The 23,078-nt window shown below is 27.3% G+C and carries 22 protein-coding genes and 1 riboswitch; all 22 genes read left to right on the top strand.

Translation table 11 applies throughout. From position 1 onward, the window contains the following. Positions 1-230: 230 nt before the first annotated feature. Positions 231-1,175 carry an L-lactate dehydrogenase gene (locus tag BLP75_RS00100; protein WP_092721668.1) on the top strand — a complete coding sequence of 315 codons (945 nt, stop codon included), beginning with the start codon at positions 231-233 and terminating at the stop codon, positions 1,173-1,175. 598 nt (positions 1,176-1,773) lie between these two features. Continuing rightward, positions 1,774-2,190, top strand: a complete 417-nt coding sequence (locus BLP75_RS00095) for a SoxR reducing system RseC family protein (RefSeq protein WP_092721666.1) — start codon at positions 1,774-1,776, stop codon at positions 2,188-2,190. Positions 2,191-2,272: 82 nt separating this feature from the next. Then, a complete protein-coding gene (gene rsxC, locus BLP75_RS00090) occupies positions 2,273-3,610 on the top strand; it encodes an electron transport complex subunit RsxC (RefSeq protein ID WP_092721664.1) in 1,338 nt (445 codons plus the stop codon). Between the two features lie 13 nt (positions 3,611-3,623). After that, entirely contained in the window at positions 3,624-4,592 is a 969-nt protein-coding gene (locus tag BLP75_RS00085) for an RnfABCDGE type electron transport complex subunit D (RefSeq protein ID WP_092721662.1), read from the top strand. Then, positions 4,593-5,153: an RnfABCDGE type electron transport complex subunit G gene (locus BLP75_RS00080; protein WP_092721660.1), complete on the top strand. Its 561-nt coding sequence runs from the start codon at positions 4,593-4,595 to the stop codon at positions 5,151-5,153. Position 5,154: 1 nt separating this feature from the next. Continuing rightward, positions 5,155-5,793, top strand: coding sequence for an electron transport complex subunit RsxE (gene rsxE, locus BLP75_RS00075; protein ID WP_092721658.1), 639 nt, complete (start codon positions 5,155-5,157; stop codon positions 5,791-5,793). Positions 5,794-5,823: 30 nt separating this feature from the next. Beyond that, a complete protein-coding gene (locus BLP75_RS00070) occupies positions 5,824-6,399 on the top strand; it encodes an electron transport complex protein RnfA (protein WP_092721656.1) in 576 nt (191 codons plus the stop codon). Between the two features lie 26 nt (positions 6,400-6,425). Further along, entirely contained in the window at positions 6,426-7,244 is an 819-nt protein-coding gene (gene rnfB, locus BLP75_RS00065; RefSeq protein ID WP_092721654.1) for an RnfABCDGE type electron transport complex subunit B, read from the top strand. Positions 7,245-7,584: 340 nt separating this feature from the next. After that, the gene (locus BLP75_RS00060) at positions 7,585-8,649 is read left to right on the top strand and encodes a lysylphosphatidylglycerol synthase transmembrane domain-containing protein (protein ID WP_092721652.1); all 1,065 of its coding nucleotides are present in this window, start codon (positions 7,585-7,587) and stop codon (positions 8,647-8,649) included. A 376-nt stretch (positions 8,650-9,025) separates the two neighbouring features. Next, positions 9,026-9,116: riboswitch (cyclic di-GMP riboswitch) on the top strand. A 189-nt stretch (positions 9,117-9,305) separates the two neighbouring features. Continuing rightward, positions 9,306-11,717, top strand: coding sequence for a glycosyl hydrolase family 18 protein (locus BLP75_RS00055; protein WP_092721650.1), 2,412 nt, complete (start codon positions 9,306-9,308; stop codon positions 11,715-11,717). A 25-nt stretch (positions 11,718-11,742) separates the two neighbouring features. Further along, complete coding sequence (locus BLP75_RS00050) at positions 11,743-13,434, top strand: immunoglobulin-like domain-containing protein (RefSeq protein ID WP_092721648.1); 1,692 nt, start codon at positions 11,743-11,745, stop codon at positions 13,432-13,434. Positions 13,435-13,667: 233 nt separating this feature from the next. Next, positions 13,668-14,477, top strand: a complete 810-nt coding sequence (locus BLP75_RS00045; RefSeq protein WP_092721646.1) for an HAD family hydrolase — start codon at positions 13,668-13,670, stop codon at positions 14,475-14,477. Positions 14,478-14,757: 280 nt separating this feature from the next. Next, positions 14,758-14,922: a hypothetical protein gene (locus BLP75_RS18040; RefSeq protein ID WP_170139104.1), complete on the top strand. Its 165-nt coding sequence runs from the start codon at positions 14,758-14,760 to the stop codon at positions 14,920-14,922. A gap of 23 nt (positions 14,923-14,945) precedes the next feature. Further along, a complete protein-coding gene (locus tag BLP75_RS18035; protein ID WP_170139105.1) occupies positions 14,946-15,101 on the top strand; it encodes a hypothetical protein in 156 nt (51 codons plus the stop codon). Positions 15,102-15,242: 141 nt separating this feature from the next. Beyond that, positions 15,243-16,493, top strand: a complete 1,251-nt coding sequence (locus tag BLP75_RS00040; RefSeq protein ID WP_092721644.1) for an MDR family MFS transporter — start codon at positions 15,243-15,245, stop codon at positions 16,491-16,493. A gap of 179 nt (positions 16,494-16,672) precedes the next feature. After that, positions 16,673-17,383 carry a LytR/AlgR family response regulator transcription factor gene (locus tag BLP75_RS00035; RefSeq protein ID WP_092721642.1) on the top strand — a complete coding sequence of 237 codons (711 nt, stop codon included), beginning with the start codon at positions 16,673-16,675 and terminating at the stop codon, positions 17,381-17,383. Continuing rightward, on the top strand, positions 17,377-18,687 hold the full coding sequence (locus tag BLP75_RS00030; protein WP_092721640.1) for a sensor histidine kinase: 1,311 nt from the start codon (positions 17,377-17,379) through the stop codon (positions 18,685-18,687). Before BLP75_RS00035 ends, BLP75_RS00030 begins: the two co-directional genes overlap by 7 nt. A 106-nt stretch (positions 18,688-18,793) precedes the next feature. Beyond that, complete coding sequence (locus BLP75_RS00025; RefSeq protein WP_092721638.1) at positions 18,794-19,324, top strand: hypothetical protein; 531 nt, start codon at positions 18,794-18,796, stop codon at positions 19,322-19,324. Positions 19,325-19,514: 190 nt separating this feature from the next. Beyond that, positions 19,515-20,855: a uracil-xanthine permease family protein gene (locus BLP75_RS00020; RefSeq protein WP_092721636.1), complete on the top strand. Its 1,341-nt coding sequence runs from the start codon at positions 19,515-19,517 to the stop codon at positions 20,853-20,855. Between the two features lie 135 nt (positions 20,856-20,990). After that, complete coding sequence (locus tag BLP75_RS00015) at positions 20,991-21,680, top strand: response regulator transcription factor (RefSeq protein WP_092721635.1); 690 nt, start codon at positions 20,991-20,993, stop codon at positions 21,678-21,680. Between the two features lie 3 nt (positions 21,681-21,683). Then, the gene (locus tag BLP75_RS00010) at positions 21,684-22,715 is read left to right on the top strand and encodes a sensor histidine kinase (protein WP_092721633.1); all 1,032 of its coding nucleotides are present in this window, start codon (positions 21,684-21,686) and stop codon (positions 22,713-22,715) included. Between the two features lie 104 nt (positions 22,716-22,819). Next, positions 22,820-23,078 (top strand): ATP-binding cassette domain-containing protein (locus tag BLP75_RS00005; RefSeq protein ID WP_139149814.1); only part of this gene is annotated, 259 nt, incomplete at its 3' end.

The following is a 23,078-nucleotide window of genomic DNA, read 5'->3' as shown; positions in this document are numbered from 1 at the left end:
TTTAACAGAAAACAATACAAATTTGAATGGTAAATTTGTATATTAGAATTTAACCATACAAATATTATGCAAAATATTGTTATTAAAATATTAATTATACTAAAAATATTAAAGTATCTAGTGTCAATATGAAAATAAAGTGAAAAATTTTATTTTTATTTTAGTTTATAGATTTCAAATTTGGGGAAATTATTATATAATAGGGAAATGTGAAATTAGGAGGAAAGTTAATGAAAAAAAATAAAGTAGTAATCGTAGGAACTGGTATGGTAGGAATGAGTTATGCATATTCAATGCTAAATCAAGGTACTTGTGAGGAACTAGTTCTAATAGATTTAGATAAAAAAAGAGCAGAGGGTGAAGCTATAGACTTAAATCATGGATTAAGTTTTGCACCTAGAAAGATGAAAATATATGCAGGTGATTATAGTGATTGCAAGGATGCATATCTTATATGTATAACAGCTGGAGCAATTCAAAATGAAGGTGAAACAAGATTAGATTTATTACATAAAAATACTAAAATAATGAGATCTATAATAAATGAGATAAAAAAATCTGGATTTAATGGAATATTACTAATAGCAACAAATCCTGTTGATATAATGACTTATGTAGCTTGGAAGCTATCAGGGTATGATAAATCAAAAGTAATTGGATCAGGTACAACTTTAGATTCTGCAAGGCTTAGATATACACTAAGTGAGAGACTAGATGTAAATCCAAAAGATATAAATGCATATGTAATGGGCGAACATGGTGATTCTCAATTTGTTGCATGGAGTTATGCGTTTTCTGGAGTACAACCTATATACCAAATAGCATCTAGAAAAGATAGTAAAATAAATTTCAGTGATTTAGAAGAAATTGAAGATGAAGTTAGAAATATAGCATACAAAATAATTGAATGTAAAAAATCAACTTATTATGGTATAGGAATGGCTTTAACAAGAATTACTAAGGCAGTCCTTGATAATGAAAATAGCGTATTAACAGTATCTTCATATTTAAATGGTGAATACAATCAAGATGACGTTTATATAGCGGTACCAAGTATAGTAAATAAAGATGGTGTTAGAGAAGTTATACACTTAGCTCTTGAGAATACAGAAAAAGAGAAATTAGATAATTCTATAGAAATAATGAAAGAAAATATAAGTAAACTTGATATATAAAATAATCCTACATAAGTAGGATTATTTTTTTCTGTTAATAATTATGAGTTATAATTTTAAAAAATACATTTGAAATATTACAATATAAAAAATCTTATGATTGATTATTTTTATTAATTAATTAAAAATTATAAGAAATTTTAACTTAATTATATATATTAATTATAAATAAAAAGACAAACTTTGTGAAAATGATAATTATCTAGAGTGTAAATATAAAATTTAATACCAAATTGAATAGATGATTAATTTAAGGATAAATAAATTATGTATTAAAAATTTAAAATAAAAATAAAAAGCTTTGCTACTGATTATAAACAGCAAAGTTTTTATTTTTTTATACTTTATACATAAAAAGTCATTATAAATATTTAACTAAAGATATAAAAATACAACAAAAAAATGCTAAATAATATTGTTTTAAAATTAACGAAAAATATAAAATCTATAAAATAAAAAGATGTTTTGTTAGAAGAATTTTACAAAAAATTAACTTTAATATAACCAAAATTAAGCTTAGAAGTCATATCATTTAGTAAAGTAAAGAGAAATGTAAAAAAGCATTAATAAAATTATAGTTGTTGAAGAGGAGATTTTTATGAAAAATCAAGAAGTCGGCTATGTTATTGAAATAGAAAATAATACAGCTAAAGTTAAAGTAGGCAGACATAGCGATTGTAAAAATTGTGGAGGATGCCCAGGAAATAATTCTTTAATTTTAAATGTACAAAACCCTTTAGGAGCAAAAGTAGGGCAAAAGGTAATTTTTGAGTCTAAAAAAAATAAAATGCTAAGCTCGGTATATATTGTTTATATACAACCAATAATATTCACTTTTATAGGTATTATATTAGGATACTTTATAGCTACTTATATACACAAATCAATACAAACATATGAGATTATTTTAGGAAGCATATTTTTTATACTTTCGTTAATATACATAAGATTTATAGAGTTAGAAGCAAAGAAAGATGAAGATAACATTCCTATAATAACTAAAATACTTTCTTAATAAATTCATTTAAAACTATTCAATTAAAAATACGCATTAAGTAAAATAACTTTAAAAAAATTAAATAAAAAGAGGTGTTAAAATGTTTAAATCATTTATAGGAGGAGTTCATCCTAAAGATAACAAAGCTATGTCTGAAGGTTGTATTATTGAAAAGGCTCCTATTCCTAATAAAGTTGTTATTCCTTTAAGACAGCATATAGGCTCAATGGCAATCCCTGTAGTAAAAATAGGAGATATAGTAAAAAAAGGACAATTAATAGCATCAAATGAAGGTTATATATCCAGCAATATACATGCATCTATTTGTGGAACGGTTGTTGATATATGTGAGTACAATCATGGTACCTTTGGAAAATGTTTATCAATAATAATAGAAAGTAATAATGAAGATGATTGGGTTGAAGGAATACCTATTAATAGAAATGTAGATGAGTTGACTCACAAGGAAATGGCTCAAATATTACAATCTTTAGGTGTAGTAGGTATGGGAGGGGCTACATTTCCAACACATGTAAAATTATCGCCAGACGAATTTAAAGCAGTGGATACATTCATATTAAATGGAGCAGAATGTGAACCGTACTTAACAGCTGATTATAGAATGATGGTGGAGTGGGCAGACAAAGTAGCTCAAGGGATAAAGGTTACTATGAAAATGCTAAAAGTAAATAAGGGATATGTAGGAATAGAAGATAATAAGCCATTGGCAATTGAAAAAATGCAAGAAGCTATAAAAAATATTAGCATATATGAAAATCTAGATATAAAAGTAGTTGCATTACCAACTAAATATCCTCAAGGTGCAGAAAAAATGTTAATAAAAGTTTTAACAGGAAGAGAAGTGCCATCAGGGGGGCTTCCAACGGATGTAAAAGTTGTTGTTCAAAATGTAGGAACTGTAGTTGCAATTTATGATGCTCTTGTAAATGGAATACCGTTAATAGAAAGAGTAACAACTATCAGTGGGAGAGCTATAAACAATCCTAAAAATATGCTACTTAGAATAGGAACAACGTTTGAAGATGCAATAAGCTATTGCGGAGGACTAAAATATGAGGCTAAAAAAATAATTATGGGTGGACCGATGATGGGATTTGCTCAATATACTTTAGACATTCCTGTAGTAAAAGGTACATCTGGAATATTAGCACTAATAGATAAAGAAGTAAATCAAGGAACAGAATTTCCTTGTATAAGATGTGGTAAGTGTGTTCAGGCTTGTCCTATGGGACTTATACCAAGTGCATTTGCTACATTAGCAGAGAAAAATGCTTATTTAGAGGCAAAACAGGAGTATAGCCTTCTAGACTGTGTTGAGTGTGGTAGTTGTGCGTATGTATGTCCGTCTAAAAGAAAGATAGTCCAATCTATAAGGTATAACAAGCTTCAATGTTCACAATCATCTAATAAAAAGTAAGGGGGGAATGTTTATGAATACGATTTCATCATCTCCACATATAAGCAGTAATGAAAGTGTTCCTAAAATAATGTGGAATGTAAACTTAGCATTAGCACCAGCAACTATATTTGGTATTGTTTATTTTAAAACATCTGCATTTATAGTAATTTTAGTAAGTATCATTTGTGCAGTTTTATCTGAATATTTAGTTCAAAAAATTAGAAAACAACCAATAACAATTTATGATGGAAGTGCATTTTTGACTGGATTATTGTTAGCACTATGTATGCCACCTAATATACCTTCATACATGGTAGGGTTAGGGTCTGCAGTAGCAGTTGTAATAGCTAAACACTCTATGGGAGGTCTTGGTCAAAATATATTTAATCCAGCCCATATAGGAAGGGCAGCTATAATGGTTTCTTGGCCAGTAGCTATGACTACATGGACATCTTTAACAACAAAAGTAGATGTAGTTACAACAGCAACACCTCTTAATATTTTAAAAATGCAAGGATATGAGAGTTTAATCCAGACTTTTGGAAGTCAAATTAACTTATATCAATCACTATTTTTAGGAACTAGAAATGGATGTATTGGTGAAACTTCAACAATTCTTCTATTATTAGGGGGAGGATACTTAATTTATAAAAAATACATCAACTGGCAAATTCCTGTAGTTATGGTAGGTACAGTAGGAATACTGACTTGGACCTTTGGGCCTAAAGGATTTTTTACAGGAGACCCTTTATTTCATATGATGGCTGGAGGATTAGTAATAGGTGCATTTTTTATGGCAACGGATATGGTAACAATACCGATAACTAAAAAAGGCCAATTAGTATTTGCATTTGGGGCAGGGTTAATTACAACGATTATAAGGCTTCAAGGAGGATATCCAGAGGGGGTATGTTATTCCATATTATTAATGAATGCGCTAACGCCGCTAATAGATAGATTTACAAAGCCTACAAAATTTGGATCAAAGGAGGCTGTGTAAATGTCTGATAAACATGAAAAATCATATAGTGTATTTGCAATAGCCCTTAATCTAACACTAGCATGTTTTATATCAGGAGTTATAATTGCTATAGTCTATTTTATTACAAATCCGGTAGCGCAAAAAAATAATGAAATAGTTAAAGAACAATCAATGAATGAACTGGTAAAAGAAGCTAGTGATTTTAAGGTGATTAAAAATAAGACAGAATGGTATGAAGCTGAAAAAAATAATAAAGCAATAGGATATGTAGTTCAAACTGAGAGTAATGGTTATGGTGGACCTATAAAAATGTTAGTTGCAATTGATAAAAATTGCAGAGTAATAGATTACACTATATTATCTAACAATGAAACTCCTGGATTAGGCAGCAAAACATTAGAATCAAAGTTTAAAAATCAATTTGGCGGAAAAACACTTAATCATTTAGTGGTAGTAAAAGACAGCTCAGATAAAGAGGATATTCAAGCTATTACAGGTGCAACAATTTCATCAAGGGCTGTGACTAATGGAGTAAAGGAAGCTGTACAAGAAGTTAAGCAATATATAGGAGGTAAGTAATATGACAGGAAAGGAATTGTGGAAGGTTTTTTCAAAAGGTATATATGACGAAAATCCTGTATTTAGGTTAGCTCTTAGTTTGTGTCCTGCATTAGCAGTAACATCAAGTGCTATAAATGCTCTCACAATGGGGCTTTGTGTAATGTTTGTAATAACAGCTAACAATACAGTGGTTTCTATAACACGAAAAGTAGTAAATCCAAAGGTACGTGTACCTGTTTATATAACATCAATAGCTACAATAGTTACAGTAGTTCAATTAGTACTTCAAGCGTATTTTCCTCTTTTATACAAAGATTTAGGGATATATCTATCATTAATAGTTGTGTTTGCAATAATACTTGCTCGAGCAGAAGTATTTGCATCTAAAAATAAAGTTTTACCATCATTTTTGGATGGATTAGGTATGGGATGTGGATTTACTGTAGCAATGATATTTATAGGGATAATAAGAGAATTATTAGGAAATGGAACTGTATTTGGGGTTACTATGCTAGGATCATGGTATAATCCAGCGCTAATAATGATATTGCCACCAGGAGCATTCATACTAATAGGATATATTATTGGAGCAATGAATTTACAGGATTCTAAAAAAGTAAAGAAGAAAAGCAAAGAAAATAAAGTGATATCTTCATAAGTTAATCATAAATAGATGGAGGTGTAATGTATGAAAGAATACTTAATACTGTTTATATCAACAGTATTAGTTAATAACTTTGTATTAACTAGATTCTTAGGATTGTGTATATTCTTTGGAGTATCAAAAAATTTAAGTGCATCTGTTGGAATGGGAATGGCCGTAACTTCAGTAATGACACTAAGCTCAATACTTGCATGGGTAGTTCTTAATTTTGTATTGATTCCTCTAAATTTAGTATTTTTAAAAACAGTAGTTTTTGTACTTTTAATTGCAAGTTTTGTCCAATTGTTAGAGTTAACAATTAAAAAATTTGCTCCGACATTATATGGTATGTGGGGGATATATTTACTATTAATAGCAACTAACTGTGTTGTATTAGGTGTTCCTTTAATAAATGCAGATAATAATTATACATTTATGATGAGTGTAGTTGAAGCATTAGGTTCTGGAATTGGTTTTGCATTAGCTATAACATTGATGGCTAGTTTAAGAGAAAAATTAGCATATGCTAATGTACCTAAACCATTACAGGGGATGGGAATTGCTTTTATATTAGCAGGAATGCTAGCATTATCTTTTTTAGGATTTTCAGGAATGATATAAAGATGTTTTAAAAAGGAGTGAAATATATGGAGACTGCTATATTAATAGTAGTATTATTAACATCGGTGGGGATATTCTTTGGACTTATACTAGCTATAGCAAATAAAAAATTTGAAGTAGAAACCAATCCTCTAATACACATAGTAGAAGATGTCCTTCCTAAAGGTCAATGTGGGGCTTGTGGATATGCTGGATGCTTGGCCTATGCAGAAGCTGTAGTATTAGATGAAGATGTACCTCCTAACCTATGTATACCAGGAAAAGAGTTAGTTGCAAATATGGTAGCAGAGTTAACAGGCAAAAAAGCAGAAGAAATTGAACCTAGATATGCTTGTTTAAAATGTAATGGATGTAGTGAGAATACTACTGTAAAGTATAATTATGAAGGTATACAAGATTGTATTTGTGCAAATAGTTTGTTAGGAGGAGCTAAAGAATGCTCATTTGGATGTTTAGGATTAGGAACATGTGTAAAAAACTGTCCTTTTGAGGCTATAGAAATGGGTGAAAATAATTTACCAATTATAGACAAGGATTTATGTACTGGATGTGGAAAATGTGAAAGTATATGTCCAAAACATGTTATAAAAATGGTTGCGCAAGACACTATAGTTGTAGTTAGTTGCAATAGTTTAGACAAAGGATCTATAGCCAAAAAAGCTTGCAAAGCATCTTGTTTAGGTTGTGGGATATGTGCTAAAAACTGTGAGCATAATGCTATAAAAATAGAGAATAATTTAGCTATAGTAGATGAGAAAATTTGTATAGATAAATGCAAGAATCCAAAATGTTTGATTAAATGTCCAACGGGTGCATTAAATTATTATGATGAAGAAATGAAATAAACAGAAAAAGAGCTATATAAATATATTTAATAGCTCTTTTTTATTTAAGATAACTACATATATGTTAAAAATATGTAAAGTAAATTTATTTTTAGAAATTTAGTATGAATTTTTACAATTAGAAAATTAAAAAAGTTTGTAAAATAAAAAGTAAATAGATAAATTTATTTTAAAATATATAGTAAATATACTATATGAAGCTATTTAATTTAAATATATTAAAAATGAATAAATTTAAAAATCGAATTACATATAATTACAAATAGTACAAAAGTATTGCATATAAGTTGTATAATAGTATATGATGTAATAATGGTTAATAAATATTAGGAGAAAAAATATGACAAAATTAACTAAAAAGAAAAAAGCTTTAATTCAATATGGTTTTTTATTGTTTCTAATATGCCTTACAACTTATGTAGTATCAACAACATTAGACATAAAGTTAATTCCTCATATTATAGAAATTGTTAATAAAAAATTTCTGGCACTTGGAATTCTTTTAATGATAGGATATATACTATTTGAATCTTTAATACTTGAAATAATAATAAATGCCATACAAAAGACTAAAATAAAGCTCATAGGATTTAAAATTGGAACAATGGGATTATACTATAATCTAGTAACTCCATTTGCTTCAGGAAGCCAACCTATACAGGTATATAGTCTAACTCAGTATAATGTAAGCCTTAGCAAGTCAATAGCTATAATTACTAATAAGACAGTATTATTTCAAACTATAGTAACTATATATTGTGGTGTTTTTATAATGGGAAATATGAGTATTTTAAAAAGTGAAATGCCATCGGTTATGCTAATGATGACAATCGGGATGATTATGAATATAATTATGCTTATTACAGGAATGCTAATTGTATGTAGCCCTAAAAAAATCAAATTTTTAGTAAACATTATTATTGATATGTTGTCAAAATTAAAAATATTTAAAAATTTAAAATGTAAAAAATCTACGATAAATTTATATATAGACGAATATAGTTATTCAATAAAAATATTTATAAAGAATAAAAAAGCTCTTATAACAAGCATATTGTTAACGATAATACAACTGACAGTATTTTTTAGTATAACATATTGTATCTATAAAGCATTTAATTTAAATAGTCAAAATTATATTGATATTTTAACTTTACAAGTGTTTTTATATATGGCTGTTTCACCAGTTCCAACACCAGGGAATGTAGGGGCAAATGAAATTGCATTTTTAACTATATTTGCTAATGTATTTCCAAAAGAACTTTCTGGATTTGCAGTATTTTTATATGGTGCATTTATTTACTATTTTGTAGTAATAATTTGTGGAATATTTACTGTAAATACTCATTATCATATGGGAAAATATAAAAATAATAAAAGATTAAAGCTAGTTAAAGCAAAATAAAATAATGTATACTTTAGAGTATTTTTTATTTAATATAGTAGTTTACTAATAAGCAAGATGACTTCGTATTGTACAGAAGTCATCTTGTTTTAAGTTGTATATAATTATTTGTATTTAAGTACTTTTATTATTTACTTGTAATAACATATAATTAAAAATATAAGGAATAAATAATGTTAATAGTAAGTTTATATTTTTAATTATATATAGTAATAAGATTTATTTAATTAAATACTAATTCAAATTTAGAAAAGAAAATAAGAACAATAAATAAAAAATAATAAAAAATGTATTGTACCATACAAAAATGTCTGATATAATTACATTGAATTGAATAGGTAATAATTAACAAATAATAATTGTTATTTATTTATAAAAATTAAATAGGCAAAGTTAGGGAAATCTAATGACGCAAAGCTATAGGGGCTAAGGTATGCTTATGTATATTATGCCAGCCAGTTGCCAAAGAGTATGTATACTTTTTGTTTTTATATGACATTTTTATATGTCTTATTAACTATACCATCAAACTACTCTTTAAGAGTAGTTTTTTTTGTTAAACAAAAAACAGCTAATATGATGTTTAAAAATGTAATACTATAAGCGTCTAATTTTATATTAAGATTAACCTAGTATGGCCCAAGTGGAGGGAAAGAATGAAAAATTTAAAGAGACTAAGACAACGTAGAAGCCAAGTGGCTGCAGCTATAATGATTTCTATGCTTATGACACAAGGATTATATTCAAAGGAGAACATTACAGTAAGCGCTCAAGAAAAAGCTACGACTTATTCTAAAAGGACAGTTAATTATAATCAAAAAAGAAATGTTATGTATTATGGTGATTGGTCAATTTGGGGAGGTCAGGAAAATTTTTATCCAAAAGATATACCAGCTGATAAGTTAACTCATTTAAATTTTGCTTTTTTAGATTTTGATTCAAATGGAAATTTAAAATTTACAGATAAAGATGCTGCTATTGGAGCACCTGTAGGCCAAGATGGTGTTCAGTGGGGAGCTGCTAATGCTGGTATATTGAGTGCATTTCAGGAATTAAAAGTAAAAAATCTAAACTTAAAAATAGGAGTATCTATAGGAGGATGGTCCAAATCGGGTGATTTCTCAGAAGTAGCAGCAAATCCAGAGAAAAGAGCGAAGTTAGTAAAAAATGTATTAAAATTTATAGAGTACACAAATATGGATTTTGTAGATATTGACTGGGAATATCCATGTGATGTGAGGCAACCTGATTTAGTAGATAATAAAAATGATGAAGGAACACCTAATGCAACTAAGGAAGATAAAGAGAACTATATAAAACTTTTACAAGTATTTAGAACAGAGCTTGATAAACAAAGTAGCAAAATAAATAAAGATTATGAACTATCAGTAGCAATACCTGCACCTAAGAGTAAAGTTGATTTAGGTATAGATATAAAAAATCTTTTTAACATTGTAGATTTTGCAAATGTAATGAGTTATGATATGAGAGGTGCATGGGATGAATATAGTGGACACCAAACGGCACTTTATCCAAATCAAAATGATCCTATAAAAGGTAAGAATTTATCGATAGATGAAACAATAAATTACCTAGTAGATAAAGGTGCTAAAAAAAATAAAATTGTAATTGGAGCAGCTTACTACACTCGTGGATGGAATAAAGTAGAAAAAGGAAGTAATAACTCGTTACCAGGTATATTTAATAAAGCTTCAATAACTACAAAAGATGCAGATCAAACACCATCAAGAGGAGCTGAAAATGAAGCCCCATTAGCATCTGGAGATGGAGGACGAATGGGCGGTGTATGGTCATATAGAAGTTTAGATAAATTAAAATCAAAATATCCAGGTTTAAAAGAATATTGGGATGATACAGCAAAAGCACCATACCTTTATGATGAAAGTACAGAAAAGCTTTTTACGTATGATAATGTTAAATCAATAAAAGAAAAAACAAGATATGTAAATGAAAATGATCTAGGGGGTATGATAGGCTGGATGGCATCTCAAGATGCGAAAACTGATTCTAGTAAAAGAGATGAATTAACAAAAGCCTCAAAAGAAGGACTTTTCGGAAGTGAAAGATTGCCAGAAAATAAACTAACTTTTTCAAAATTAGATATAGAAACATCAATAAATCCATATCAAGAACAATGGGGAGAAGATAAAAATGGATATGAGATAAGTATTAAAAATAATGAAGTACTAGAAGAGTCACAAGATGTATTATCATCATTAGAAAAAGGTGCTGAAACAATAAAAGCACCTAAACTATACATAAAAAGTGATAAAGCTTTAAAATCAGGGGACCATATGGCTGGAAATGTTACCTATGTAAATGGATATACAGTAGTCGATCTACAAACTGTTTGGGAAGGCAAAAATATAGAGCCTGGGAAAACATATACCCTTAAACTAAAGGGAGATGCAAATATATCAGAAATAGATATTGTTCAACGAATGTCAGAAAATGGTATTGATATGTATAGACAATCAATATTTGAAGATTATGGTGAAGTACCACCACAAGGAAATCACGCTCCTGTATTACATGGAATAGATAATAAAACTATAAGTATAGGAGACTTATTTGACAAATTATCTGGGGTTACAGCTACCGATAATGAAGATGGAAATATAACAGATAAAATAAAAGTTGATGGCTATATTGATACACTTAAAGAAGGTAGATATAAGTTAATTTATTCAGTAGAAGATAGTAAGGGGTTAAAAATAGAAAAAGAAAGATTTATAACTGTAGTAAAAAAAGGAGAAGAACCTTCACAAGACACATATGACCCAAATAAAATATATTTAGCAGGAGATTCAGTTATATTTAAAGGAGAAAAATATATAGCCAAATGGTGGATAAAGGGAGAATTTCCAGATAAATCTCAAGCATGGGAAAAAGTTATAACTACAAATGAAGATGGAACTATTGACTATTACAAAGGTATGATTTGTAATGGCGGAGAGTATGTAAATTATAATCATCATGTATATAAAGCTAAGTGGTGGACAAATACAGTTCCAGGAAGTGATATTTCTTGGGAACTTATAAAATAAATACTAATTAAAGGGGAGAGTAACTATGAAACACCTAAAAAAATTAAATAAAAAAGTATTAGGAGCAATAACATTATCTATGATTATGACATCAGGTATTTTCATTTGTGATGGTATAAAAGTTGATGCACAAGAATATAAAGGAATAAGCAGTAACTATTCAAATAAGAGTATAGACTTTGGAGTAGGACAAGGTATTGAGTGGCCATCTCAAGTTAATGCACCTTATGTTGATATGGTTGCATGGATAACAAAACCAGGATATACAAACAATGGTACTGTAAATTTAAAAAGAATATCTGAAGATACGGGTGTAAAATTCTTTAATTTAGGTTTTATACAATCGACAGGAAAAATAGAAAATAATAAAGTTAAATGGGGATGGGGTGGATTCTCTGTTTTAAATGAAGATAATAATGATAATACTCAATACCAAGGTATGAAACAATCAATTAAAGAATTAAGAGATATTGGTGGAGATGTAACTTTAGCTTTTGGAGGATTAAATGGAGTTACATTTTGGGAGCAAACTCAAGATGTAAATGTCTTATATAATACATACAAAGAAATTGTAGACGGATATGGGCTAACAAGAATAGATTTAGACATTGAAGGAGGAGCAGCTCAAAGTAAAGCTTTAAATATAACAAATGCTAAAGCTATAAAGAAAGTTCAAGATGAAACAGGCGTAGATGTTGTACTAACATTGCCTGTTTTACCAAGTGGTTTAACATCAGTTCAACTGGATGTTTTAGAAGCATATTTATCTCAGGGGGTAGATGTAGAACTTGTAAACATAATGACTATGTGTTATGGAAGCGGAACTTTATTACCAGGTGAAAATTATGGGACAGCGTCTATAAGGGCAATTGATAATACTAAAAATCAAGTACAACATTACTTTAAAAAATATGCAAATACATCTTTGACAGATAGTGAATCATATAAAAAAGTGGGAACTACTTCGTCTATTGGATTTGAAGGAGAAGCTCACCCTATATTTGGAGCTGATTGGGCTAAATTAGTTGTAGATCACTCTATTGAAAAAGGTCTTGGAATGACATCTTTTTGGTCAATGAATAGAGATGCTATGTTAGAAAGTAATAAAGGAGTAACGAATCAATATCAATTTACAGATATATACAAAATTTTTGGAGAAGGATCAAATCCAGGAGATCCTCAGAAAAATCAAGCGCCTATATTACAAGGTGTAGATAATAAAACTATATATGTAGGAGATAAATTCAATTTATTAGAAGGAGTAAGTGCTACAGATAGAGAAGATGGAGATATAACAACTAAGATAAAAATAGAAGGAAAAGTTGATACATTTAATGCAGGAGATTACAAAATAAATTATTCTGTAACAGATAGTGAAGGTCTTACAACTACTAAACAAAGGACAATAATAGTTAAAGAAAAACCAGATTCATCAAAAGATACATACGATTCAAATAAGATATATTTAGAAGGAGACTCAGTTATATTTAAAGGAGAAAAATATGTAGCTAAATGGTGGGTAAAAGGTGAGGAACCTGACAAATCTCAGGCATGGAAAAAAATAGTAGTTCCAAATGAAGATGGAAGTATAGATTATTATGAAGGATTAGTCTGCCAAGGAGGAGAACTTGTAAGATACAATGGTAATACATATAAAGCTAAATGGTGGACAAATACAGTTCCAGGTAGTGATGAAACTTGGGAGTTAATTAAATAAAAATATGTAAAAATAGCTGAATAAATTTTCAGCTATTTTTATTGATAAAACATAAGTTTTCGGATTATTAATAAAGTACAAGTTTAGTAATATTTTCTAGTAAATATATATAATATTATAGGTATGACTTTTAGTTTTTTTTAATTTTATGTATAATATAACATGTAGTAGATAAATTAAAACTTGGAATGACAGTTTTTATAAAAATGTATTATACAATAGGAGGGGATTAGATGATTAAATTAATAGCAACTGATATGGATGGGACTTTACTAAATAGTAATCACGAAATTCCAAATAACTTTAAGGAAACTATAAGTTCTTTGAAAGAAAAAGATATAATGTTTGCTATATCCACAGGAAGAAATTATTTAGATATATCTTACAAATTCGATGATTATAAAGATGAGTTATTGTTTATTTGTGAAAATGGGACAGGAATATATTATAAAGATGAATGTGTATACTCAAAATTCTTGGAAAAGGATACTATAAAAAAGTTAGTAGAACTTGGGCGTAATGTAGAAAATGCATATCCTATGCTGTGTGGAACAAAGGGATTATACTTAGAAGATGAAAAAGTTCTTGAAAAGTTAAACGAACTTTTCCCTATGAATTTACCAGTTATAAATGTAGATTCATTATTAGATGTAGATGATGGAATATTTAAAGTTAATATGTTTGACTTAACAGATGCTGAGACTAATAGTTACCAGATATTTAAAAATGAGAATATAGAAGATGTAACATTAACACCATCAGGCAGATATTGGCTAGACATGTCAAGTTTTGGAACGAATAAGGGTATCGCAATTAAAAAAGTACAAGATATGTTTGATATAGATTATAAAGAAACTATGGTCTTTGGAGATCATTTAAATGATATAGAAATGATGAAAAGCGCTTATTATAGTTATGCAATGAAAAATGGACATGATGATGTAAAAGAAGTAGCAAATTTCGAAACTAAATACACTAATGAAGAGTGTGGAGTAATAAAAACTATACAAGAGAAAATCTTACAAAGTAAGGAACTAGCATAATATGTAAAAAAGCTATCTAAAAATATATTTTTAGATAGCTTTTTTACATATAGAAACTATATATAAATAAAAAATATATATAATAAAGCAATTATAATATTTTAAAAATAGAAATAAATTTATTCTTATTTATATAATGATTAAAAATATACAAATTATTAATAATAAATAATAGAACTAAAGTTAAAAATATCAAAAAAATAAAAAAAATTATAGTAGTAAAACTTAGATAACTGGACAATTTAAAAGTAAAGGCAAATAAAAAAGAAAGGAAAAAAATATGGAAAATAAAAGAGAAGAATTTGATAATAATAAAGAAATGAAAAAGTTATTAAAAGAAAATTCTACTAGAATGGAGATAGCTAAAGAAATACAATCAAACAAAAAAATATCAGAAATAGTAGGAGAAAGATTAGCGAGTAAGAAGCGTTTCCCACCATGTTAAAAATGTGTTAGAGGAGTGATTAGATGAGCGATAGCAGATTTTCAAATGGACATTATGATGACGCCCTACAGTTTACGAAAGACGTACTTTCAAATAGTTCCTCTATTGAAGAAATAATTTTTAATGCAAATATTGTTGAAGAAAGTGAAGATGAAGCAAAAGAAAGATTAAAAAAATAAAAGGGAAAAAGTAGCTTAAAATATAATTAAGCTACTTTTTTATTATATAAAAATTAAAAAATTTAGAAAATTTAGTAAAAAGTAAATTTAATAGTGATATAATTAAATTAATCTTAAATTTTCATCAAAGGGGTGAAATAGATGAAAAATTTTTTTAGTTCGTATAAAGGATTACCTAAGGAAATATATATATTATTTATAGGTAAAATTGTAAACTGTATAGGATCTTTTGTACACCCTCTTATGTCACTAATACTAACTCAAAGAATTGGAATGTCAGCTTTTGAGGCTGGTCAATTTGTAACCATTTTAGCAGTATGTCAAGTTCCATGTATGATAATAGGAGGAAAATTAAGTGATAGTTTTGGAAGAAGAAAGGTAATTATAGTATTTCAACTTTTAGGAGCTAGTATGCTTGTAGTATGTGGAATAATTCCAACTAGTATCTTAACCGCACAAATTATGATATTATCATCTTGTTTTTATGCGTTTTCAAGTCCAGCATATGATGCTTTAAATGCAGATTTAACTAATGAAGATAATAGAAAAGAATCGTATTCTCTATTATATATGGGAGTTAATATAGGTTTTTCTATAGGACCAATATTAGGCGGACTTTTATATAAAAACTATTTAAACATAATTTTTATAGGAGATGCATTAACAACTGTTATAGCATTAGGATTATTTATTTTATATGTAAAAGAGCCTAAGCACAAAATGGAAGAAAAAATAAGTTTAGAAAGTAAAGAGTACGATGAATTTTCTAAAGTATCTACATTTAAAGTATTGTATAAACTTCCCATCTTAGTTTTATTTCCAATAATGATGCTTTTATATCAATTTTCATATTCACAATGGGGATTTTCCCTACCTCTGCAAATGGGAACTTTATTTGGAGAGGATGGAGCTAGATTATACGGATTATTAGGAACAGCTAATGGAATAACTGTAATAGCATTAACTCCTATTTTAACTAATTTAACTAAAAAATTTAATTCCTTAAATATAATAAGTATAGGTGGAACTTTATACGGACTATGTTTTTTAGTTATAGCATTTGCTAATAATATGACTTTATTTTTTATAGCAGTAATACTATTAACTATAGGCGAAGTTTTAATAGCTATAAATAGCTCAGCTTTTATAGCTAACAATACGCCAGCTTCTCATAGGGGAAGAATTAGTTCATTTATTCCTATGATTTCTGGAGCAGGATATGCTTTAGGACCTATGATAATGGGGAAAATCATAGATTTAAATGGAATATTTATAGCATGGATTGTAGTTACATGTGTAGCATTTATAGGTTCAATAGGTACATTATTATTAAAAAAGATAAAATTAAAAGAATTTAGATACAATAGTTGTAATGCATTGGAACGAAAATAACAAAACAAAAAGCTATTTAAAAATTTAATATTTTTATAGCTTTTTTTATTTGAAAAAATGTTTTAGTTATAGAATTATGCAATAATAAAAAAATGTAAAAATTTTACAATAGTGCGAAAAGAGTGTATATTATAATTATATAAGCTAACATACATTTAAATCATCAAGGAGGAGTATATGTGTTCAAAGTAGTTATTTGTGAGGACTGCGAAAATTCGAGGGAGTTAATAAAAGAAACTTTAAAAAAGATTCAAAATGATAGTAAATATACGATTAGAATTATAGAATTTGAAAATGGGGAAGAATTGATTAATAATTATCCAGAAAACATAGATATATTTATGTTGGATATAGAAATGGGTAATCTATCAGGTATGGATGTTGCTAGAGAAATAAGAAAAAGAGACAATAATACGCAAATTATATTTACAACTGGTAATCCATCTTATTTGCAAGAAGGGTATGAAGTTCGTGCATATAGGTACTTAATAAAACCATTTAGTGTTTATGAATTAAAGCAACACGTATTAGCGTGTATAAATGATATAAAGATAAAAAAATCGAAAAATATAGTAGTTCAAGAAAAAAATAATATTTATAAAATTCCTATAGATGAGATACTTTATATTGAGGTTTATAAAAAAGATATAACTATACATACACAAAATAGTGAGTACCAAGTTAAAATGAGTATTACTAATATCGAAAAAGAGTTGATACAGTATAATTTCTTTAGATGTCATAGAAGTTACTTAGTTAATTTAAAAAAAGTAGATTCTTTAAAGGGAAATGTAATAGTTATCAAAAATATAGAAATACCTGTTAGTAGATATAGGATAAATGAATTTAAATGTAGGCTAGCAAAGTCTTTAGGAGAAATTCTATGTTAGAGAGCAAATTTTTTTGGATTATATTTTTTATAATAACAACAAGCCTTGATTGGTTTGTGTTAAAAATAATTTTAGATGAAATATTAGAAAAAAGAAAAAGTAACCTATTTATTAATATAGGAACCCTAATCATGATATTAATCACGATTATTTTTATATGTCTACATATGAAGCCTATAGAAAAGTTACTTATAGGAATGGTATTAGGTCTTATTTTATACAATTATAGTTATAATGACAATGTGATTAAAATTTCATTAATATGTTTTATGTTTTGGATGGCGATGGTAGGGTTAGAAGCTCTTAGCATCAGCATTGTAGTATTTTTTAACTCATTAAATGCAGCAGCTGATGTATTAGAAAATAATATTTTTAAATTAGAGGTAACTATATTATCCAAACTATTGCTCATAGGTATAATTCCTATAATTAAAGGATATAGGATTCATCTTGAAATAAAATCTAGAGAATTTATCTATATAATGATACCAATAGTAACAAACATTATTAGTATAGTATTGATTTTATCATTTAAAATGAGCTTAATAAATGACAGTTCAATACAAAACTTAATAATGCTTTTAGTATCTATTCTACTTTTGATGTCGAGTATAACTTTAATAATAATTGTTGGAAAAATAATAAAAAGTAATTCACTTAAATTAGAGAATGAAATAATGAAAGAAAAGATAGAATCCCAATATAGACATTACCTAGAGATACAAAAATCTCAAATGAAGGTTAGAAAATTATATCATGATTTAAACAACCATTTATTATGTATAGAAAATATGGAATATAACACTAGGAATTCAAATGAATATATAGAAAATTTAAAAGCAGAATTAAAAGGCAGCTATTGCATAAAAAGTAGCGGAAACATGATTCTAGATATAATAATAAAAGAAAAAATGAATATTTGTAATGATAATAATATTAATTTTTTCTATGATATAAATTTTTCAAAATGTAATTTTATAGAAATGATTGATGTATGTAGTATATTCTCTAATTTATTAGATAATGCTATAGAAGCGTCAAATAAAATAGATAATTTAGAGAAAAGAAATATAAGGATAATAGGCAATATAGTAAATTCATTTTTTGTTATAAAGTGTGAAAATTATAAATTAAATAAAATAACTAAGAAAAAAAATAAGATAGTATCAGATAAAAAAGATAAATTTTTACATGGTATTGGAATAGAAAGTATAAAAAACTCAGTTCAAAAATACAATGGAAATTTAGTAATTGATACATTAGATAATAATTTTGTTGTACACATTTATATACCATTAAGGTAATTTTGCTATTGGGGTCTAAAAAACAACCACTTAGGGCATAGATATTGAAATTAAAAATAGTAGGTGCTATATTTTATCTTAAGAAATAAAAGTAAGGTGGTTGGAGATGTTAAGAGGGTTTATATGTTTGTTGCTTATATGTAATATGTGTACAATGACAGGGTGTTCTAAAGATTATTCAAATAGATCTGATACAGTTAAACAAATACAAACTAAATTTTGTTTGAATTATGAGGAAAAAAGAGTATATGATCTTTTAAAAGAAGATTTAAATGATGATTACTTACAAAATTTAAATGCTTTAAGTATCGTAAGAATATATATTCAAACACAATTTGATAATAGATATGATATAGAAAAAATATTGTTTTTAGATGATAGTAATAGCTTTAGAGAAAATAAAACTGAATCACAGTCACAACAAATAGCAAAGGAAGTGTGGTTTGGTATTCAACAAGGTGAATTTTCACAAACAAAAGAAAAAATAAATTTTATATATGAAACTAAGGATGGAGAAAGAAATATAAGTATTGTAAAAGATAAAAATGGAATATGGAAGATAGATGAAATCTCATATATAGATATAGAAAAGAAAAGACTCGTGTGTAAAATCACGAGTCTTTTCTTTTCTATATAACTATAAAAATAAAATTATATATATAATATGAAATTACACGTACGAAAAAAAATAAAAAAATAAAAATGTTCACAAAAATATAGACAAAAATAAATGATGTGATATAATAAAAACATAAATACGAACTATAAAAACATAAAAACATAAAAAGTACATAAAAATGAATTTAAATTTGGGGGAGGAAACATTTATGACAAATCAAAGTTCGGTTATTTACCAATTAGATGGTAAACCGAGATTAAGAGAGGCAGTACCACTAGGATTACAGCATATATTAGCTATGTTTGTAGGTAATGTAACACCTTTAATAATAATATCAAATACATTAAATTTACCACTTAGCGATAAAACTATGTTAGTACAATGTGCGATGTTTGTTTCAGGACTTATAACTTTAATACAATGCTACAAAATAGGTCCATTTGGTGCTAAACTTCCTATAGTAATGGGAACTAGTTTTGGATTTGTTCCAGTTGCTACAGCAGTTGGTCTTAAATATGGATATGAAGGAATACTAGGGGCTTGTTTAATAGGAGCTATAGTAGAAATTTTATTTGGAAACACTATGAAGAAATTAAGAAAATTCTTCCCACCGGTAGTTACAGGAACTGTTGTACTAGCAATGGGAATTTCACTTTTACCAACAGGAATAAATTATTTTGCAGGTGGAGTAGGAGCAGCGGACTTTGCATCACCTTCAAATTTAATATTAGGTACAATTGTATTATTAACGGTACTGTTTTGTAATCAATATACAAAGGGAATAACGAGTATAGCGTCAATACTTATAGGATTAGTAGTTGGATATATAGTTGCTATTCCTATGGGAAAAGTTGATTTTTCACAAATATCTCAAATGTCAATTTTAGCGCTTCCAACACCTTTTAAATTTGGATTTGAATTTCATATAGATGCGATATTCGCATTTATGTGTATATATATGGTTTCAGCAATAGAGACAGTAGGAGATATAACTGCAATAACAAATTGTGGAATTGGTCGTGAAGCTACAGATAAAGAAATAACTGGTGGTATAATGGCTGATGGACTAGGAAGTATGATAGGTTCAATATTTGGAGTTTTACCAAATACATCATTTGGTCAAAATGTAGGAATAGTAGCAATGACAAAGGTTGTAAATAGACATGTAGTAGCAACTGGAGCTGCGTTTTTAATAATAGCAGGAATATTCCCTAAGTTTGGGGCACTTATATCATTAATGCCAGCAAGTGTACTAGGTGGAGCTAGCGTAATGATGTTTGCTATGATAGCTGTAAGTGGTATAAAACTTATAACAAGCGAAGAGCTTACTAATAGAAATAGTACAATAGTGGCACTCTCATTAGGAATAGGAGTAGGGTTATCATTAGTACCAGGAGTACTTGCTAATATGCCAGAATCAATACAATTAATATTTGGGGATTCAGGGCTAGTATTAGTTGCTCTTATAGCAGTAGTTCTAAATGTAATATTACCAAAAGAAGAAAGTATTATAGAAACTTCTTCAAAATTAAATAATCAAGTATCATAACATAAAAGCTATCTCATTTAACGAGATAGCTTTTTTAAGTATAATTAATTAACTCAATATGTTTGTAAACTATAATTACATATGATATTCTATTAACGTAAAATATCCATATTTTTACAAATGAGAGGGGACAAAATGAAAAGAAATAAAAAAATATTAATAGTAGAAGATGATGTAACACTAAATAAAGGGATAATGCTTACTCTGCGTCAAGAGGATATAGATATAAAGCAAGCATTTGATCTAGAAGAAGGTGCGTCTATACTAAAAAATGAAAGCATAGATTTAATAATACTAGATGTAAACCTTCCAGATGGTAATGGATTTGATTTTTGTAAAAAAACTAGAGAAACATCACAAGTACCTATAATTTTTTTAACTGCATGTGATATGGAAGTGGACATAGTAACAGGATTAGAATTAGGGGCAGACGATTACATAACAAAGCCTTTTAGTTTAATGATTTTAAGAGCTAGAGTGATGGCAGCACTAAGAAGGCAGGTTTTTAATAATGGAAATAACGTTTTTAATTTTGGTGAATTAGAGTTGGATTTTGAAAAAATGAACTTTTACAAAAAAGATATTCCTATAAATTTAAGTAAAACTGAACAAAAACTACTAAAAATATTAATAACAAATCCAGGCCAAGTTTTAACAAGAGAGCAATTAATAGATAATGTATGGAGTGATGAAGGGGAATATGTAGATGAAAATGCTTTAACTGTTACTATTAAAAGATTAAGACAAAAAATAGAAAATAAAAATGATAATAAAAAGTATATAAAAACCGTATATGGTATAGGGTATACTTTTTTAGTAGGATAAAAAATGAACAAATACAATAATCACTCATTTAAACTTATATACATAGTACATATTCTTTTACTTATATTTGTAAGTATTATTTTTTTGAGTTCAGTTTTTATTATAGAAGACTATGAAATAAATCTAGTAACGAAGGTAAGTATAATTTTTATAATAACAATAATATTTATAGGTATGGTTTTTATTTATTTTATTAGAAATAAAATAAATAAAATAATAATAGATTTATACTATATAGTAGATAATGCTATAAATAATGAAAATATTATTGCAGGGTACAAAGAAGATAAATTATCATCACTAGAGAGCAAGATGTTTAAGTATGTAAATATAACAAAATCAAATAAAGAAACAATTGAAGAAGAAAGAAATAAGGTAAAATCTCTTGTATCAGATATATCTCATCAAACTAAAACACCAATTTCTAACATATTGTTATATAGCGAGTTAATACTTGAAAATAATAAATTAGATAATTATAGTAAAGAAATATTACAAGACATAAATGGACAAGCAGAAAGACTTAATTTTTTAATTCAATCACTTATAAAGATGTCTAGATTAGAAAGTAATATAATACAAACAGCTATTAAAAGTAATAGCATAGAAGAATTAATATTAAAATCAGTACAAAAAGTGTACAAAAACTCGGAAGATAAGGAAGTATCAATAATATACAATTTTAATAAAGAATTAAGTGCTTGTTTTGATATAAAATGGACTACAGAAGCATTAGTAAATATAATAGAAAACTCAATAAAATACACCAATAGAGGAGGGAGTATAAGTATAGACATAATCTCTTATGAGATGTTTAAAAGAATTGATATAAAAGATAATGGAATTGGAATTGATGAAAATGAAATAAATAATATATTTAAAAGATTTTATAGGTGCAAAAATGCAAAAACTTATGACGGAGTAGGAATAGGACTTTATTTATCAAGAGAAATAATATCTATGCAAGGTGGTTATATAAAAGTATCATCACAAATAGATAAAGGAACGACTATGTCGATATACTTACCTTCTTAAAAATTATTTAAATATGTCAAAAGTGTTATATTTGAGACACTAGTTTGTTATATTTAGTTGATATATTTATAGCATAGACAAAAGATAATTTTTAGGAGGGGAATATGAGTATAGTAAAAGTTAATGATTTAAAAAAATACTATGGGAAAGATGAAAGTTTAGTTAAGGCTTTAGATGGAGTAACATTTGAAGTAAATAAAGGAGAATTTGTTTGTATTGTAGGAACATCAGGAAGTGGAAAAAGTACTTTACTTCATATGATAGGTGGTCTTGATAGACCAACAAAAGGAAATGTAGCTATAAATAATAGTGATATATTTAAATTAAATGATGAGGAACTTACAATATTTAGAAGAAGAGAAA

This window comes from Romboutsia lituseburensis DSM 797 (genome assembly GCF_900103615.1).
In the GTDB taxonomy this organism is placed as follows: domain Bacteria; phylum Bacillota; class Clostridia; order Peptostreptococcales; family Peptostreptococcaceae; genus Romboutsia_F; species Romboutsia_F lituseburensis.
The sequence above is the reverse complement of the archived record's forward strand: the minus strand, read 5'-3'. Positions and strand labels throughout refer to the sequence as shown.